3 protein-coding genes are annotated in these 17,910 nt (G+C 74.9%); all 3 read left to right on the forward strand.

Translation table 11 applies throughout. The features are described from left to right. Window position 1: 1 nt before the first annotated feature. The 3 genes from OIE12_RS30915 to OIE12_RS30925 are packed head-to-tail and all read left to right on the forward strand — an operon-like array spanning window position 2 to window position 17,894. Window positions 2-15,931: a lonely Cys domain-containing protein gene (locus OIE12_RS30915; protein WP_329141077.1), complete on the forward strand. Its 15,930-nt coding sequence runs from the start codon at window positions 2-4 to the stop codon at window positions 15,929-15,931. Then, a complete protein-coding gene (locus tag OIE12_RS30920) occupies window positions 15,928-16,656 on the forward strand; it encodes a type VII secretion system-associated protein (protein WP_329141079.1) in 729 nt (242 codons plus the stop codon). Before OIE12_RS30915 ends, OIE12_RS30920 begins: the two co-directional genes overlap by 4 nt. A 35-nt stretch (window positions 16,657-16,691) precedes the next feature. Then, window positions 16,692-17,894: an RICIN domain-containing protein gene (locus OIE12_RS30925; RefSeq protein WP_329141081.1), complete on the forward strand. Its 1,203-nt coding sequence runs from the start codon at window positions 16,692-16,694 to the stop codon at window positions 17,892-17,894. Window positions 17,895-17,910: the final 16 nt, after the last annotated feature.

The raw sequence follows: 17,910 nt of genomic DNA on the forward strand, positions 1-17,910 counted from the left end.
CGTGGCCATCACCGTCTCGCCCAAGCTCAACTGGCTCTTCTTCATCCTCATCGGGGAGACCTTCCTCGAGGCGAACGAAGACACCGCCTACGCGACGAGCAAGTCCTACCGGGCGATCAAGCGGGACGTCGGCCGGCTCAGGGAGCAGGCACAGGCGGCGATGGCGGCGGTGAGCCAGGGCTTCCCGCCCGGCGTCGCCCAGCAGTTCGTCGCCGCCATCGACGAGGTACTGCCCTACCTCGACCAGTTCGAGAAGGACCTGGACCAGGTCGAGTCCGGCCAGGTCAACGTCTCCATGCAGATCAGGGAGGCGAAGTGGAACATCATCGCCGAACTGGTCCGGCTGGCGATCGAACTCGCCGTCCTCGCCGTGCTGTCCTTCTTCACGGGCGGCGCGAGTGCCACCCAGGCGGCGGTCGCGCGGGCGCGCAGCCGGCTGTTCATCCTGGAGGCCCTGTACGAACTGTCCCACCGCACGCACCTGTTGCCCAGCCTGACGGAGGCGATAGAAGAGGCGTTCATGACGCTGGCCGTCCGGCTCGCCATGATGACGATGGCCCCCGCCGGACAGCGGCCGCGCTCGATCGACTGGTTCGACGTCGGGGTGAGCGGCGCCTTCGGCGCGCTCGCGGGCGGTCTCGCGCCGGTCTTCTCCAAGTTCATGCGGGACTTCACCGACAACCTGGTGAACCCCTTCAAGCGGAACATCGACGACATCGTCGGCAAGTTCGACGACGACCTCTTCCGGAACAGCACGAGGAACAAGACCGACAACCTCCCGACCCCCGACCCGCACCCCGACCCGAACACGAGGAACGACCACCGCGATCCCGGTCCGGAGACCACCACCCCGAACCCGCCCCCGTCCGTCACCCCGCCCCACCTCAACCCGCCGGACTACACCCCCACGCCCAAGCCCGACGGCCTCGGCGCCAACTCCGTCCACCAGGGCGGCCAGTTCGTCGCCGACGGAGCCTCCGAGACGCTGGCCGAGTCGATCATCATGGGCGCGTTCTTCGGCAACTGGATGCCGAGCTGGCAGACGTTCGTCGGGGCCGGTCTGAGCGAACGGTTCGAGGCGGGCGCGGAGGCCGGGATCACCAACAGCGCCAACTGGCTGAAGAACCTGCGGACCGTGTCGGGAGGGGAAGGCGTCGGCGGAGGAGTTGGGGGAGGTGCTGCTGGCGGGAAGGACCGTGACGGTGACGCCGACAGCGCCTACGGGAGTGACGGTGACGCCGACAGCGCCTACGGCAGTGACGGTGACGCCGGCAGTGTCCATGGGTACGGCGGCGACCGCCCCGCGTACACCGACGACGACGCGGACAGCGGCTACGGCAGTGACGAGGAGGTGGACCACGACGACACCGCCCTTCCCGCGCCGGTGAGCGGGAAGGGCAAGGAGCGGGTGACCCCGACCGACCTCGACGTCGCCGACGCGCGGGGCCGGCACGCCGACGCCGTACGGGAGTTCACCGACGCGACGAACGACGTCGAGCGGATCCGGACGCGGGTGGAGAGCGGTGCGGGGAGCAGCCGGGACGTCGTCGACCTCGACCGGGCGAACCAGCGGGTGGAGCGGGCCGGGCAGCAGGTGGCCGGGACAGAGGACCGGTTGCGGGACCTCGGCGTGGACCCGGACACCGTCCCGACCACGTCGTCCCCGCACACCACCCCGTCCTCGCTCCCGACCGCCACGCCCACCTCCACCCCCGCGCCCGCCCCCGTCGTGCAGCGGGACGCGACGCAGCGGCAGTGGATCGCCTCCCAGGTGACCGCCGACGATCTTCCGGACGACTTCTCGGAGGGGCTGCCGGACGGGCTGGGCACCGGCACGACGGTGACCGTGAAGGACCTGGCAGGCGCGGGGGTGACCCTGAGCCCCGATCTGCGGGCGCAGATCGAGCTGGGCGGCGACGGCCGGGTGTCCCTGGCCGACAGCGGGCTGGACCCCGTCGAGCAGGTCAAGGTGCTGATGAACCGGCCGGGTCCGTGGCCGGAGGGCCTGGACACCGTCGCCTCCCATGCCTCCCAGCGGCTGTGGCAGGGCTCCTACGACGACTTCGCCCAGTCGCTGCCGGACCTGGACCCCGGCACCGTACGGCAGGCGTGGGACTCGGCGGCCGGGCTCGTCCTGCCGCTGGAACTGCACCCCGTGCTCGCCGACTCCCGGCACGCCGTCGACACCTACCGGGACGCCGTGCGCCAGGTCGCCGACACACTGGCCAACGGGGGCGGCCGCCCCGCGGCCGTCGCTCTCGCCGACCGCCTCCGCAACGACCTCGGGCTCCCCGTCCGCGTCCGCGGCGGCGGCACCGGAACGACGGAGCCGTCACCGACCGCGACGGCCCCCGCCACCCCCGACACGCACGCCCCCGACACGCACGCCCCCGACACGGACACCCCCGACACGCACACCCCCGACACGCACGCCCCCGACACGGACACCCCCACCGCCTTCGTTCCCACGCCCGAGGGCGAGAGCGAGAGTGGCCTCCCCGCCCCGTCCGCCCCCGCGCCGGTTTCGGACGTCGGCACCCCGTCCGTCGTGACCTCGAGCAGTACGGAGCTGCCCACCCCGCCCACCGTGTCCGCCCCCGCACCGGACACGGACTCCTTCACCGCACCGCGGCCCCATCTCCAGCCCCAGCCTCACCGTTTCGTCTCCGACTCCGCCGCCGACTTCAGCCCGCCGGCGAACACCCCGCGGACCGACCCGCCCTCCCCGGCCGGTTCCCTCGGCTCGGCGGACATGGACATCGACACGCCCAGCCCCGAGCCCGAGGCCGCCCCCCAACCCCAGCCCCAACCTCAACCGCAGCCCCAACCCGAACCGCAGTACCCGCCCCAGGACCCCTACCGCGAGCCCCTCGTCCACGCCTTCGGCGACGGCATCACCGCGAACCGGCTGTATCCGCAACTGCACGACGCCATCGGGCGGTTGGACACCCTGCGGGGGACCGACACCGACTCCGCGCTCCGCCAGGGGCCGTTCGACCTGGACGCCGTCGCCCGCCGGGTACTGCTCCTGGACCCCGGGGCACCGGTCGGCAACAACGAGTACGGGGATCTGTTCCGTATCGCCCTCGACCCGGCCATGGAGCAGGCGCCCGGCCTGCCCACCCTCGCCGCGTTCGGGCTCACCCTGCGCGGGGCGCTGTCCGGGCCGTTCGCGGTCACCGCCCCCGACGGCACCCCGTACGGGCGTGACTGGGGCGGTGTTCCGGGGGACAGCCACGGCCTCGACCTGGACCTGGACAACGTCTGGGAGTACACCGGGCAGCCGGAGGGGCAGCCGCAGACGACCAACCCCAGCCCTGCGCCATGGCGCCCGGCCCCGGGCGGGCCGCGGCCGTTCCTCGTCGTGGCCGGTGGCAGCCCCTACGCCGTCAGCATCACCCTGAGCGACGGCACCGACGTGGCGATGCCGGTGGACGTGTTCGCCGAACTGCTCACCATGGACCCGGTGTTCTCCGCACTGCCGCAGGACGTGCCGGTCGTGCTGGTGGTCCCCTTCGCCGGAGGCCGGCAGCTGGAGCTGCCGCGTGCCCTGGCCGACCGGCTCGGCCGGCAGGTGTGGTCGACCAGCGGCAACCCCGTCCTGGAGGCCAGGGACGACGGGACGTCCAGGCTCGTCCTGGACCAGAAGCCCGACGTCCCCCGCGGCGACTGGATCCGCAGCGGCCCAGGCGAGGTACTGACCGACGCCGACGTACAGGCCATACAGGCCGGCCAGTCCACTCGCTCTGCCCGGGCCACGCCCACCACGAGCACCGCGGACATCCCCGAGTGGGAGCAGAACCTGGTCAGCTTCACCCTCGTCGCGGACGGGGACGGCACCCAGCAGATCGGGCGGGCCGCGTTCCACCCGGCCGAGTTCGCCGGCAACCGGGAGGCGCACTACCGGAAGCTGCACCGGGTGACCACCTCCGCACTCCGGCACTCCGGTGCCGCGGTGGCCACGGCGACGACGCCGCTGACCGTGGGCGCCAAGCCCGGCGAGCGGGTGCACCACGTCAACATGCACGGCAGCTCGACCCACGTCGACATGCCGCAGGAGGACGGCAGCACCTACCGGGCCTCCGGAGAGGAAGTCACCCACTGGCTCAACCGGCGGCCGAGCGTGCGCCGGCTGCGCGACCAGGACTGGATCTACCTCGACTCCTGCTGGACGGGCGGCGTCTACGGCGGGGACGCGCACGCGTACTCCAACGTGGCCGCCTCCCTCCCCCCGGCCGCCGACCCGCTCGCCGACATCCCCATCGCCCAGGTCGTGGCCAACGGCACCCGCAAGCGGGTACGGGCCAGTGACCGTCCCATCGGCTACGCCGCCGGGCACGGCCCCAACCCGCCGCTCTGGGTGGAGGCGTACACCGACGCGCAGGGACGCGGCGGCCGGCTCCTGGAGTTCTGGCCCGAACCCCGCGACCCGGAACTGGCCGACCGGGCCCGCACCGCCGGCCTGCACCCCGGCCCCGGCCCCGTGCCCGGGGACACCCTGGACCGGACCCTGCGGCTGGTGCGCGCCCTGCGGCAGACCCTCGGCCCCGGCATCGACCAGGACCCCTCCTACGACGACCTCCTGCGCGGCATCGGCGCCCTGGAGCTGATGCGCGAGACCGACCCCCACCTGAACGGCCTGGGTCCGTTCACCCTGGAGCTGTTCCAGCGGGCGGCCCTCGCCAACCGGCGGGACCACGGCGACGGCGTGCGCGCTGTGGACGCCGGCGCCTACCGCGCCCTGCTCGCGCGGGCGGCCAATGTGTCCCCGGGCACCCGGCTCACCGACTTCGTGCGGGTCCCGCTCCTCGCCGGGGTCGCGCAGCAGACGCGGAGCTTCAGGGATCTGCCGGCCGCCGCCGTACAAGTGCTGCGCCTGGACCCCTCGGCGACGATCGGCCCGGCGGAGGTCTCCCGGCTGTACTGGGCCCAGGTGAAGTCGTACGAATGGCTCTCCTCGCTGCCCGACGTGGGAATCGCGGCCATGGTGGCGCTGCATCTGCCGGCGCCCGATCCCTCGAGACGCGTCGAACTGGGGTGGCTGGCCACCAGGGCGGTCGCCGCCGGCCGCAACCCGTACGACTCGGTGGAACTGGCCGCCTTCCATCTGGAGGAGCAGGGCGCCTTCGACCCGCAGTCGCTGACCCACGACGCCGCGGGCCGGCCCAACGGACGCAACTGGAACGCCCCGGTGGCACCGGGCACGCAGGTGGACGCCTCCGTCCTCGGCACCCTGACCCCACTGCCGGGCGGCTCCTACCGCCGCACCGGCCAGGAGGCCGCGCCCTGGGTGGTCCAGGGGAAGCAACCGGCGTACGTCGTGGCGGCGGAGGACACGGGGACCGGCCGGGCCTGGGTCGCGCTGTCCGGGGGACGCCGGGTCGCCGTGCCGCACGCGGAGGTCGCCGCACTCGTCGCGCGCGACCCCGAACTCATCGCCCGGGACGTGTGGAAGACGGACGTCGTCCTGGCCGTCTCCCGGTCCGGCGACAGCACGGCACAGCCGCACACCCCACAGCAGAACGTGCCCCAGCAGTCGAACGTTCCGCAGTCGAACGTTCCGCAGTCGAACGTTCCGCAGCCGAACCCGCCGCAGTCCGCCGCCCTCCGGCCCGTCGCGCCCTCGTCCCTGCGGGACGCCGTCATCCGTGCCACCGGCCGGACCGTCTGGGCGCCCAGGGGCACGACCGGGCTCGGCCGCTCCAACACCACCGGGACCGGACCGGTCACCCTGGCCGGCATCCCCGCCACCCACGGCATCCCGGCCGCCGACGACTGGACCCGCACCCACCCGGTCACCCTGCTCGCGGCGGCGCAGCAGCCCCCGGCGGGCGCGCCGGTGACCCCGCCCCGGCCCAACTCGTCCGCGTCCACGTCGTCCGACACGACGCCGACACCTCCCGCCCCCCTCAAGACCGTCGGGACGACACCCCCCTCGCGCGTGCCCCGCACCCGGCCGCCCCGCGCGAACCCGCGCGCGACCGGGCTGACCACCATCCCCGAGGACGCCCCCGCGCCCGGCCCGACGCGGCTCCCGGCCGTGCCCCGGCTCGCCTGGGTCGGTGACGACATCGACGACCGGCGCCCCCCGCGTCTCGACCGCGACCTGCCGCCCGCCCCCGTCAGCGGCGGCGGCCCCGTGACGTTCACCGACCGCTCCCGGCTGCCCGCGTACATGGGCGGCGTCGGCGCCCTGCTCCCCGGGCTGCCCCGCGACGTCCTGAGCCGCTCCTACCGGCTCGGCCAGGGCGACCGCACGCTGCGCGGCGCCGAGGACGTGGCCCGGGAGATCGGCGACCGGCTCGGCAACTACCACGACCTGGCGCCCGCCCCCGCCGCCAAGCGTCGCGGCACACCCCCGCGCACCCTCGTCGACGACGTGCGGCAGCGGTTGCGGCGCAACCCCCACGGCTTCTTCGGCGACGGCCAGCAGTTCACCTACCGCACCAGGAGCGGCCGTACCCGGGTGGCCACCGTGACCGCGCGCCCGTACGGCCAGTGGGAACGGTTCGCGTTCGGCTACGCCAACCCGGTCAAGGTCGACACCATGCAGCGGACCACCGCCACCACCGGCCGGACCGCCGTCAACAGCACCTCCACCTCCCTCCTGCCGTCCGTGCCGCTCGGCCCCACCAGGGACCCGTACTCCGTCTGGGGCCGGGGCTTCTTCCGCAAGTCCTGGGGCAAGCGGGTCGTCTACGGCCAGCAGAACCAGACGATGAACCAGGTCGAGACCCGCACCACCGACGGCTCGCACGCCCACCTGGACGACGTCTGGTACGAGGTCACGGTCACCGACCGGCGGGGCCGCCCCGTCGACGGCAGGGGCAGGCCCGTGACCCGGCGCGGCGCCCAGGGCGTCGGCTTCGGCTTCGCCGTCCGGGACGGACTGCTGGTGCGGCTGGCCGACAGCCTCACCCACGACGACCCGCCCGCGGAACGGCTGCCCGCACGGATCGACCTCGGCGGCCGGCCCGCCTACCGCTCGGTCGCCACCGAGACGTACGGCCCGATCGCGCACGTACGCGACTGGGTGCTGCACCAGGCCGGGGTCAAGTCGGACACCATGGCCGGGTCGCAGTTGGTCGACTTCTTCTCCTCCGACTCCTTCCAGCGGGCCGGCGGCGTCCTCAACGCGGGCCGTACCACCACGCCCCCGCTGTTCCGCGACGACTCGGGCCGCTCGCCGCTCGGCGTCTTCTCGGTCCGGGTCGAGTCGGGCGACGCCGTCCTCATCAGCGAGACCAAGGCGGCGGAGCTGCGCGACATCATGCAGTCCACCGTCCGCAACGAACGCAGCGTGGGCCACTCGAAGAACACCGAGATCGGCGGCGCGGTCGGCCCCTCGTTCCAGTGGTTCGGGCTGCGCGAGGGGAAGTTCAACCTGCGGCTGCTGCTCGGCGGCAATGTGCGCTACGGCAGTTCCCGCAGCCGCTACGCCACCACCGGCGGCACCGGCGCCGTCAAGTCGGCCGCGCAGGCCAAGGGCGACCCCACCGGGCTCTACCTCGTACAGAAGACGATCACCGTCACCGCGCCGCCCGGCACCAGGGCCCCGCTGCCCGGCCGGCGCGGCGACGGCGCCGGCCGGCCCGGGAAACTGCGCAAGAACCCGCCGCGGACGTGGAGTTCGCCCCCGGCCAGCCAGACCTTCCAGACCTGGGCGGTGGAGCGGATGACGCGCACCGAGGCCCTGCGGCTGGCCGCCCCCGCGGGCCGCACCCCGCCCACCGACCCCGGGCCGGCCGTCCCGCCCTACCTCGCCGAGGACGACCCCACCACCCTGGGCATGGCCCGCGCGGAGGAGTTCACCTTCGCGGACGGCTCCACCACCCGTACCGTCGACGGTCAGGAGCGCACGTTCCCCGAGTACGTCGCCGAGCGGGTGCTGGCGGAGGTGGCCCGGGTCCACCCCGGCCTCGTCGCCCCGCTCGCCGAACTGAACCCGCGCAACCCGCGCTGGCGCGACGCCGCGCACTACGAGATCGTCCTCAACAACACCCTGGAGGTCCTCAACACGCTGACCCACCACGGCATGGCGGGCAACCTCGAGACGATGATGACCGGCGGACTGCGCCTCTCGCTGGTCGACTCCGGCCGCGCCACCCGGGGCCTGCGGCACGTCTGGATCGACGCCCGGCTGACCGGGCGGCGGTACGAGGGGAAGCAGAAGGACCTGCGGCTGCGGTTCAGCGCCCCCGGCAGCGAGAACCTCGGCGGCCAGCAGAGCGCGGGGCGCGGTCTGCACGGGGGAGTGGAGGGCCTGCTCTCCGTCCGCGACCCGGCCACCGACAACATCGGCCTGCCCAACCGGGCGGGCACGGCCTCCCTCGGCGGACGGTACGGCCGCCGCAGCGACGTGGAGAGCGGCTACGGGCCGAGCGCGACGCACGAGGCGATGTCCATCAGCACCAAGGGCGCCCACCTCTACAGCTACGACCTCACCCTCACCGCCCGGCGCGGCGGGTTCTGGCGGTTCCGCAGCATGCTGCGCGGCATCCTGTTCCTGAACCTGCTCGGCACCCAGCCGTTCGTCTTCCGCGACGCGCGGACGGACCTGATCGCCCCGACCGCGACGCCCGGCACGGACGCGGGCTCGGATGCGAGCACGGACACGAGTACGGACACGGACGCGAGTACGACCGGGACGACCCCGACGGCCGACCCGGCCCGCACGGGAACCGGCCCCGTCGCCGGGCGGGTGCTGCTGAGCATCCCCACGGAGCACGTGCCCACCCGCCACCGCGACCGCCGCCTCTCCCCGCTGCACGGACGCCCCCTGAAGCTCACCACCCGCGGCGCCCGCGATCTCGCCCTGTCCACGCGCCGGTTCTTCGACCGGGCCGGACGGCAACGCCCCGAGGCCTACCAGCGTCACCCCTTCCTCACCCTCGCCGTCACCGCCCACCCCGGGCTCACCGACGCGGCCCAGGAGGTGCTGGAGGAGGCGTCCGGCAACTCCTGGCTGCTCTCCGAGGAGGGCGCCCCCGCGCACGACGCCGCCATGCGGGCGTTCCAGAGCCAGTACCTCACCTCCAACTTCGACCAGACGTCCGCCCCTTCGGGGTGGCGGGTCTCCGGGCTGTGGGCGAAGGCGCCGTACCTGAACCGCTCCGCGGTCGTCGCCCACCGCACCCGGCTGGTGCCGGGCAGCCTGACCGCGCTCACCGGTGCCGTCCCCGTCGACACCGAGACCACGCTCGGCGGGGTCACCCAGGCCGCCGGGCGCAACAGCCGCACCAGCACCACGTTCTTCGGCGGCCAGCTCGTCTATCTGCACTCCCACGAGACCGGGCCGGGCGTCACCGGCAACTACGGCCTCGTCGTCAGCCCCTACCGGCTCGACCGCGGCCAGACACGCACCGTCTCGCGGGCCGCGCTCGCGGAGATCAACCGCAAGGACTTCAACCGCCAGGTCCTCGTCACCGGCGACGTCCAGCACGAGATCGCGGCCGCCTCCACCACCGTCGGCCGGGCAGCGACCGGGTGGCGGTACATGCCGCGCCGGCTGGCCGGGGCCGCCGGGCGGCGCGTCCTGGTCGACGACGGCTGGACCGGGCACCTCCCGGAGAAGAGCGCCCACCGGCTCGGCCTGCTCACCGACCGGTGGGGCGACGTGCCGCTCTACACCGCACGGTCCTGGTCGCCGCAGCCCTGGCTGCTCGACAACCCGTTCGGCGGTTTCCCCGTCAACTCCCTCAACGCGGCGCCCGTCCTGCGCGACTTCGACCGGAGGCTGCGCCCGCTCGGCCTGTCCAAGGCGGACCGGGACGCCATCCACCGGCTGGTGTCGGCGCGCGTGGTGCGCACCCTGGGCAAGGAAATGGTCGGCTCCGGTTCCTCGGTGCCCGCGAGCATCGGCCGCTGGGGCTCGCGGACGACGCAGATGTGGATCGGCGAACGCCAGGTCAGGGCGCGGGCGGAGCTGATCCCGGTCAAGGTGCCCCGCACCTCGGCGAACACGGCTCCCGGCGAGGGGCCGGGCTTCGCCGGACTCGGGCACAGCGTGGAGTTCGAGGAGCACCGGCAGGCCGTCGAGACGGAGCAGGAGGGCAGCAGCCGGGCCGCCGGTGCCAGCGTCGGCACGACGGTCAGCGAGGGCGTGCACACCGGCAACGACGTCGTACGGGCGGCGGGCCCGACCTACTCCGAGGTCGGCGCCACCCAGCAGAACGCGAACCAGACCCACTCCGAGGGCGGTGTGCGCATCGCCACCGCGACGACCACACAGGCGCACGGCGAATACGTCACCCGCTACCGGCTCCGCCTCACCCTGGAGGTCACCGACACCGGCGAACCGGCCACCGCCGACGGCACCACGCCGGCCCCCGCCGGCCGCGCCGCCGCGCTGCGCCGGGGGCTCGGGCGCTGGTGGCACAAGTGGACGGGCCACCGCCGGCTCACCCTCGTCGAGGAGGGCGACGTCGGTGAGCTCATCGAACACCTCCCGCTCAGCCTCATGCGCCCCGATCCGACCGGTACGGACGGCACCGGGGACAACCCCGGCGGTGACTCCGATCCGCTCGCTCCGCCGCGGCTCGGCCCGGCCGGCAGCCCCCACAAGGTGGACGTCCCGACCGGCATGGGCGCGGGCGGCTGGCACGACGTCACGCACCCCGGCGACGGCACCGTGAAACCGTTCACCCTGCCCGAGGACGGCTTCAAGATCCGCCGGGTCGTCGGCCTCGACCACCTGCACACCGCCAACACCCTCGCGCTGGCGGCCGCGTACGACGCCTCGCTCGACGTGCCGCGCACCGGCACCCCCACCGAGGCGCTCGTCGCCAAGGCGCTGGACACCCCGCTGACCCGGGCCGGCAGCGGCTCCGCGCAGAACCTGGAGGACGGCACCGGCAACGGGGCACTCACCTCGTTCTACGACCACACGCTGAACCCGGACGGGTACCAGATCCCCGGACTGACCGACAGCGGCTTCTTCGGCGGCGCGAACGGCGACCTGCGGATGTACTCCAAGCCGGACTTCCGCGGCGCCCAACTCCTCACCGTCACCGACGGGATGAAGCACGAGGCGCCCAAGCGCGACACCCACGGCGGCGGCATGTCCGCGGCCCGCGTCGGTACGACCGAGTCCTCGCTGGGCGGCGGCCCCCTCACCTCCTCCCAGAACACCGGCTCCAACCAGATGGGCGCCTCGGGGCCCGGCGACTCCTCCACGGAGTCCGACGCCCTCGCCCAGTCCGGCGACCGGCTCGCCTCGGTCAACGTCAAGCCCAACACCACCCGTTCGTTCCTCTTCGCCATCCCCACCACCTGGCTCAGCGTCGCCGCCGTCCACCACCACGCCAAGGACAGCAGGGCGGTACGGGTGCTGCGCAGCCCGTTCGGGCAGACCAAGCGGGCGCCGCAGGCGGTGGAGACCGACACCACCGTGCTGGCCTGGGTGCGCGAGGACGTCGCCCGGCAGCTCGGGCTGATCGACGACACCGGGTTCCCGCCGAAGGTGGGCAAGGCGTGGGACGCCGTCACCAAGGCGGACAAGGCGTGGACGGCCGCCGACAAGAAGTACTGGGACCTGCGCCGCGACGAGGGGCCCGCGCGGGACGCGGCGCTCGACCGGGCGCAGCGGGACCTGGACGCGCGGATCGCCGCGCTGGACACGCTGCCGGAGATCGTCGCGGCGCGCGGCGCGCTGCACGCCCTCGACGACGAGGCGCGCACCGCCGAGCCCGCGCACGAGGGCTGGGCCGGCCTGCGGGAGGAGCAGCGCCAGGACGCGGTGGACCGGCTGGCGCGGGTGAAGCGGGAGGCACTGACGGCGGTCACGGAGGCCCGGGACGCGGCGCGCGCCCGGGTGGACGAGTTCGACGCGATGCTGCGGACGGCGCGCGAGAACGCGGAGGCGCTGGCCACGGAGTACGCCCGGGTTCGCGAGGGCGCCGACCGGCTCACCCGCTGGCACCAGCTGTCCGCGACGGAGGCGGGCCGCGCCCGCCTCGGCACCACGCCCGAGCCGGACGCGGTGACGTTCACGCCACCGGCGGAGGAGAAGAAGAGCGAGGGGAAGAAGGAGGAGCCGAAGAAGGAGGAGCCGAAGAAGGAGGAGCCGAAGAAGGAGGGGCCGAAGAAGGGTGACGGCAAGAAGGGCGACGGTGACGGGAGTGCCGAGGTGGCCGCTCCCGGGGCCCGCCCGGCGTACACCCGTCCGCCCTGGCAGGCGGACCCCACGAACAAGCGCGTCCGCTTCGACGCGGCGACGGACCACCGCACCCTGACGGCCACCGAACCCGGCGGCCGCACCCGGATCTACGACCTCCACCGCTCCGACGCCGACGGCAACGGCTTCTTCGCCGCCGTCGGGCGTGCCGTCGGCGGCCGGTACCGGAATCCCGCGCTGCTCGCGGCGGCGGTGGCCCAGAGCGAGGAGATGCCGAAGGACGCGCCCCTGGACCCGGACGCGGTCTTCCGCACGGGGGAACTGGCCACGCGCATCGGCGGCACGGACTACGGCCGGAACCGGGCCAGGGAACTGCTCGACCTGGCCGCGGTCGAGGCGGACGGCGGGCGCCTGCCCGAGGCCGTCCGCACGGCCCTGACCCCGCGGCAGCGGGCCGCGCTGGTACGGCTGCACGTGCAGCGCGCCCGCCGTTGGGACGCGGCCACGGCCGCGCTGGCGGCGAGCGTGACGGCGCGCACGCTCGGCGTCGACCTCGTCGTGGTCGACGAGGACGGCACCGAGCAACACCACCCGGGCACGGACCCGCACACCAGCGGCCCCCGCCGCGAGGTGACCCTCTACCGCCAGGGCGACACCTACCTTTCCGCGATCCCCCGCCCCACAACCACCACGACCGAGTCGGACACGACGTCCGCCCTCCCCCTCGCGTCATTCACCCCGGAGGAGACCCTCCCCACCCCACCCGACAACAGGACGAAGCCCGCGTCCCTGCCCCCACCACCGGACGCGGAAAACGGCTCCACACGCGCGCCGGCCGCCACACCCCCGAAACCCCCGGCTGCGCCTCCGGCCGCACCGTTGGGCGCGGAAGACGGCTCCGCGCTCGTGCCGGACGGCACGCAGCCGGCGCCCCCGGCTGCGCCGGGCGGCACGGAGTCCAAGTCGCCGGTCGTGCCGCCCCCGGCCCTGTCGGCGAACCCCAAGTCCGGTGATCCGCTCGCACCGTTGGGTGCGAAGAACGGGTCGTCGCTCGTGCCGGACGGCACGAAGCCGACGACGCCGGCTGCGCCGGGCGGGGCGGAGTCCGGGGCTCTGGCCGCATCGTTGGGAGCCGAGGACGGCTCCACGCTCGTGCCGGGCAGCACGCGGCCGGCACCCCCGGCCGCGCCGAGCGGTGCGAAGTCCGGGCCCCCGCCCGCACCGTTGGGTGCGGAGGACGGCGCGAAGCCGGCACCCCCGGCCGCGCCGAGCGGTGCGAAGTCCGGGCCCCCGCCCGCACCGTTGGGTGCCGAGGACGGCGGGAAGCCGGCACCCCCGGCTGCGCCGGGCGGGGTGGAGCCCGAGCCGTCGCTCGTGTTGCCGCCGGCGCAGCCGGGTGGCCCCGCGTCCCGCGGGGCCGGGTTCGCGGTGGGCGGGGGCAACGGTGCCGCATCCCCCGCGGTGCCCCTTCTGCCGCCGGCCGGGCCGGAGGCCGCACCGTCGTCTCCGGTTCGGGCGGCCTCCCTCGGGGTGGACGCCGGAACGCGGGTCACCGTGGGCGGGCGTGGGTTCCGGCGGCGTGCGGTGGCCGCCGACGGGGACTGCCTCCTGCACGCCGTACGGCACGGACTGCGGACGCAGGCGCCCGCGCCGCGCGCCGGGCTCGCGAGCGTCCCGCAGCTGCGCCAGTACCTCGCGCACTGGTACGCCCACTCCGCCGACGCCGCCGAACTGCGCGCCGGGCACGCCGAGCAGGACCCGCTGGAGATCCTCGTCCGGGACCAGTTCCCCGACCGCGCCTCTCTCCTCGCCCTGCTCGGCCGCACCCGACCGCCCTCGCTCACCCCCGCCCAGCGCGAGCGGGTGGACGAACGCGTGTCCGACGCCCGGATACGCGCTGCCCTCGTCGGCCTCGCCACCGGCCCCGACGACCGGGAGCTGCTGCGCGGCCTCCCCACCGGCGTCGCCCGCACCCTGCTCCCGGACGACCCGTCCGCCCTCCCCCCGGTCGACGAGCGGTTCGAGCAGCGCCAGATCGCCCTGGCGCAGGTCGACAGCCTGCGGGCCGAGGTGCTGAGCGCGCTGCGGGCCGGTCCCGGCGACCCGGACGCCGACGCCCTGTGGCAGCGGGTACGCGCCGCACTGCCGTACCGCGTGCGCGAGGGCGGACTCCCGCACGACCGCACCGCGTTCCTGGCCCTGAGCCTGCCCGACGTCGTCACCCGCGCCCTCGCCTCCGCCGACCTCTGGCAGTCCCCCTTCTACGACGACGTCCCCCTGCTCGTCGCCCGCGCGCTCGCCATCGACCTGGTCGTCGTACAGCCCGGGGCCCACGGCGACCACTCCGCCCGGGCGCTGGACGCCGGCGCCACGGGGCCCACCGTCCACGTCCACTACAACGGGGTCGACCACTACGAGTCCCTGGAGCCGGACGGGACAGCGCCCGAACCCGCGCCCCCCGCCCCCGAACCCCCGCAGCCCCCGCCCGCCCCGCGACCCGACCGGGCGGACCGCGACTGGCTCGCGGACCTCGCCCGCGAGCACGGCGCGAGCGAGGGATACCTGACGGAGCTGACGGCCGGCCTCTCGTCCGGGACCCTCGCTGAGCTGCGGACCCGGGGCCGGCTCCGCGACGGCGACCTCGCCCCGCCCGTACGGCCGAAGCGGGTCAAGAAGGAGGAGCTGGACGAGGACGAGGAGGTCCGCATCAACCCGCTGTGGACCCCGCTCGACGAGATCGACCCGGACCTGCTGCTCGCCGGCAACCGGGACGCCGTCTGGATCTACACGGTCACCCCCGAGGGCCGGGTCCTGCTGGGCAGCGAGAAGCCGTCGGACGTCCTGCCCGAGGACCAGTTCGACGCGCTGCTCGCCGGCGTCCGGACCCGGCGACCCGGGACGACGGCCGACGACCTGCGCGGGGCCGTGGACGGCCTCGGCCACACCGGCATCGCCGCCCGGTTCGGGACCGGCGGCAGGCCGGCCCCCGGCGCGAGCCGGGTGTCCGGCGAGTTCCTGTGGAGCGAGGAGCTGCGCTCGTGGACGGTCAACGACAAGTCCGGCCGCTACATGAGCAAGGCCGTCCGCCCGGACCTGCCGCCCGAGGAGGCCGCCCGCTGGCTGGAGAACGTGGCCGGCATGTTCACCGAGCGGCTGGGCGTCACCGTCCGTCCCGTCCAGGTCAAGTCCGCCGCGGCGCCCCCGCCGGACGCCGCACGGACGGAGACGGCAGCGGTAACCGAACTGACGATCAGCCAAGTACCGGAGCGTGGCGACTGGTTGCCCGGTGCCCTCGCGGGCGCGCTGCGGGACCGGGCGCCCGCGCTGCTGAACCGGCCGGGCCTGGGAGCCCTCCTCGCCGGGCCCGACCCGGCGGACGCGCTGCACCGCTGGGTGGAGTTCCGGCTCTCCGCCCCGGACGCGGCACGGCGTGCCCCCCAGCTCGGCGCGGAGGAGTGGGCGGGCGGGCACACCGCCGCGACCATGGATGAACTAAAGTCCGCAGGTGTGACGTTGCTCGACGACCAGCACGCCTTCGCCGTCATGTCGGGCGGCCTGCCCCTGGCGGAGGTCACGCTCACCCCCGCCCAGCGGTACCGGCTGCTGCGGCTGTGGGGCGAGCGCGGCGAGACCCTCACGGAGATCGCCGCCGCCATGGCCGCGGCCGACCTCGGCCTGCGCCTCACGCTCACCGCGCCGGACGGCGGCGTACGGCACTTCGACCCGCCGGTACCGCGTCCCGTCCACCCGGAACCGGAACCAGCCGTACCGGCCGAACCCGCCCCGCCCGGTGACCCGTTGGAGCCCCGACAGTGACCTCCTGGCCCGCCTCCCCCCGGCCGGACACCCCGCCCGCACTGACGGCCCTCCCCGGCCCGGCGGCTCCGCCCGGCCCACCGCGGCCGCCCCAGGAACTCGTCGAGGCCGCGCGGCTCGCCCCGGACCACTGGATCAGCGCGATCGACCCCGGCTGGACCGGCGACGGGCTGCCGCCCGCCTTCGCCGTGGCCGGCCGGTGGCGTTCCGGACCCGGCGGGGAGATCGAGGAGTGGGAGGAGAACGACGGCTACCGGCCCTCGCCCCGCACCCTCGGCTGGCCCGAGCCCACGGACGCGCTCGACGCCGCGCTCCAGGGCGCCCGCACGGGCTACGGACCGCCCGAGGAGGTCGCCAGGGCCCTGGCCGGGGCGGAGTTGCTGGTGCTCACCCTGCCCGACAGCTCCCCGGTGACCGCCACGGCGGCGGACGGCACCCCCGTCGTCCCCGTCTTCAGCGCCGCCGCCCACCTCGACCTCGTCGGCGGCTTCGCCTCCGCCCGCCGCACCACGGCGGAACTGCTGCCCCAGCTCCCGCCCGGCCACCGCCTGTACGTCAACCCGGCCGGCCCCGCGGACGCGGTCCTGGACCCGGTGCCCCCGACGGACCCCGCACCCACGACGGATCCGACAACGGCGCAGACCCCTCAGCCCCACCCTGCGGTACCACCCCCTCAGCCCCACCCGACGGCGGACGGGACCGCCCCACCCCGTACCGCTTCCTGACCCGCCCGCCCCCTACCGCCCCGGGAGGCCTCCCCATGTCCCGCCCGCACGACCCGTCCGCCGAGCCGTCCCGGGCCACGCCCGCCGTTGAAGGCGCCGCAGCCGCCGCCCCCGAGCCCGCTGTGGCCCCCGAGGCGGCCGAACCGGCCGCGTCCGCCGCGGAACCGGCCGCCGGCGCGCCGGAGACGGTGACCGCCCCCGCCGAGGAGAAACGCTCCTCCGAGGAGCCCGCGGCCCAGGAACCGGAGGCCGCGCCCGCCGCTGTGGCCGTCGCCGCGGCCGAGGACCCCGGAGCGGCGGGCGACGCCGCGGCGGCCGCCGCCTTCGCCGGGCCGCCGCCCGGCCGCCCGCGCGCCTCGCTGCTCGCCGCCGCCGGCATCACGGGCACGCTGCTGATCGCCGTCCCCTTCCTCGTCCTCGGACTGAACGACGACGACGCGCCCGCCGACCGCGTCCGTACCGAAGCGGTCGGCGGGGCGACCCTCGACCCGGGCCTGTCCGGCGGCCCGGGCGCCGCCTACCGCGCCGAGACCGCGTCACCGTCGCCGACCGACAGCGCCTCCGCCTCGCCCTCCACGAAGGACAAGTCCGCCGACAAGGACGACAAGGCACCGGCGGCCGACGCCCCCGCCGCCCAGGACACCCCGGAGTCGGAGGAGAAGCCCGCGACGGCGAAGGAGAAGAAGACCACCAAGAAGAAGACGACGAAGAAGAAGTCCGCCGCGGCCACCGCCCGTTCCCGGGCCAACGCCGCCTCCTCCCAGTCCCGCGTCCTGCTGAAGAACGTGACCACCGGGCAGTGCGCCGACGTGCCCAACTACGGCAACGGAAAGGTGGACGGCCCCGTCAACCAGTACCCCTGCAACGGCACGTCCGCCGACAACCAGCTCTGGGACCTCGTCCCGCACAAGGAGGCGGGCAAGGGCCCCGGCGGCTCCGTGCTCTTCCTGATCCGCAACAGCAAGGACGGGCTCTGCATGGACCTGCCCAACTACGGCGGTGTGGCGGGCGGCACGCGGATCACCGAGTACCCCTGCCAGGCCACCCGGAGCGACAACCAGTACTACTGGCTGGACCGCCGCTCCGACGGCACGTACTGGATCCGCAACCTGGCCAGCCGCAACCTGTGCCTCAACGTGGCCGGCGCCGGCACCGGCCGCAACGACGCGGCCCTGCAGGTGGGCACCTGCAACGACAGCGCCAACGACGACGCCCACTGGTACTTCACCCGCAAGTGACGTACCAGTGGGCGTC

The organism is Streptomyces sp. NBC_00670 (assembly GCF_036226765.1).
GTDB lineage: Bacteria > Actinomycetota > Actinomycetes > Streptomycetales > Streptomycetaceae > Streptomyces.

Excerpts from the sequence above, each read along its gene's own strand:
- OIE12_RS30925 (WP_329141081.1), top strand. The coding sequence starts at position 16,692 with ATGTCCCGCCCGCACGACCCGTCCGCCGAGCCGTCCCGGGCCACGCCC.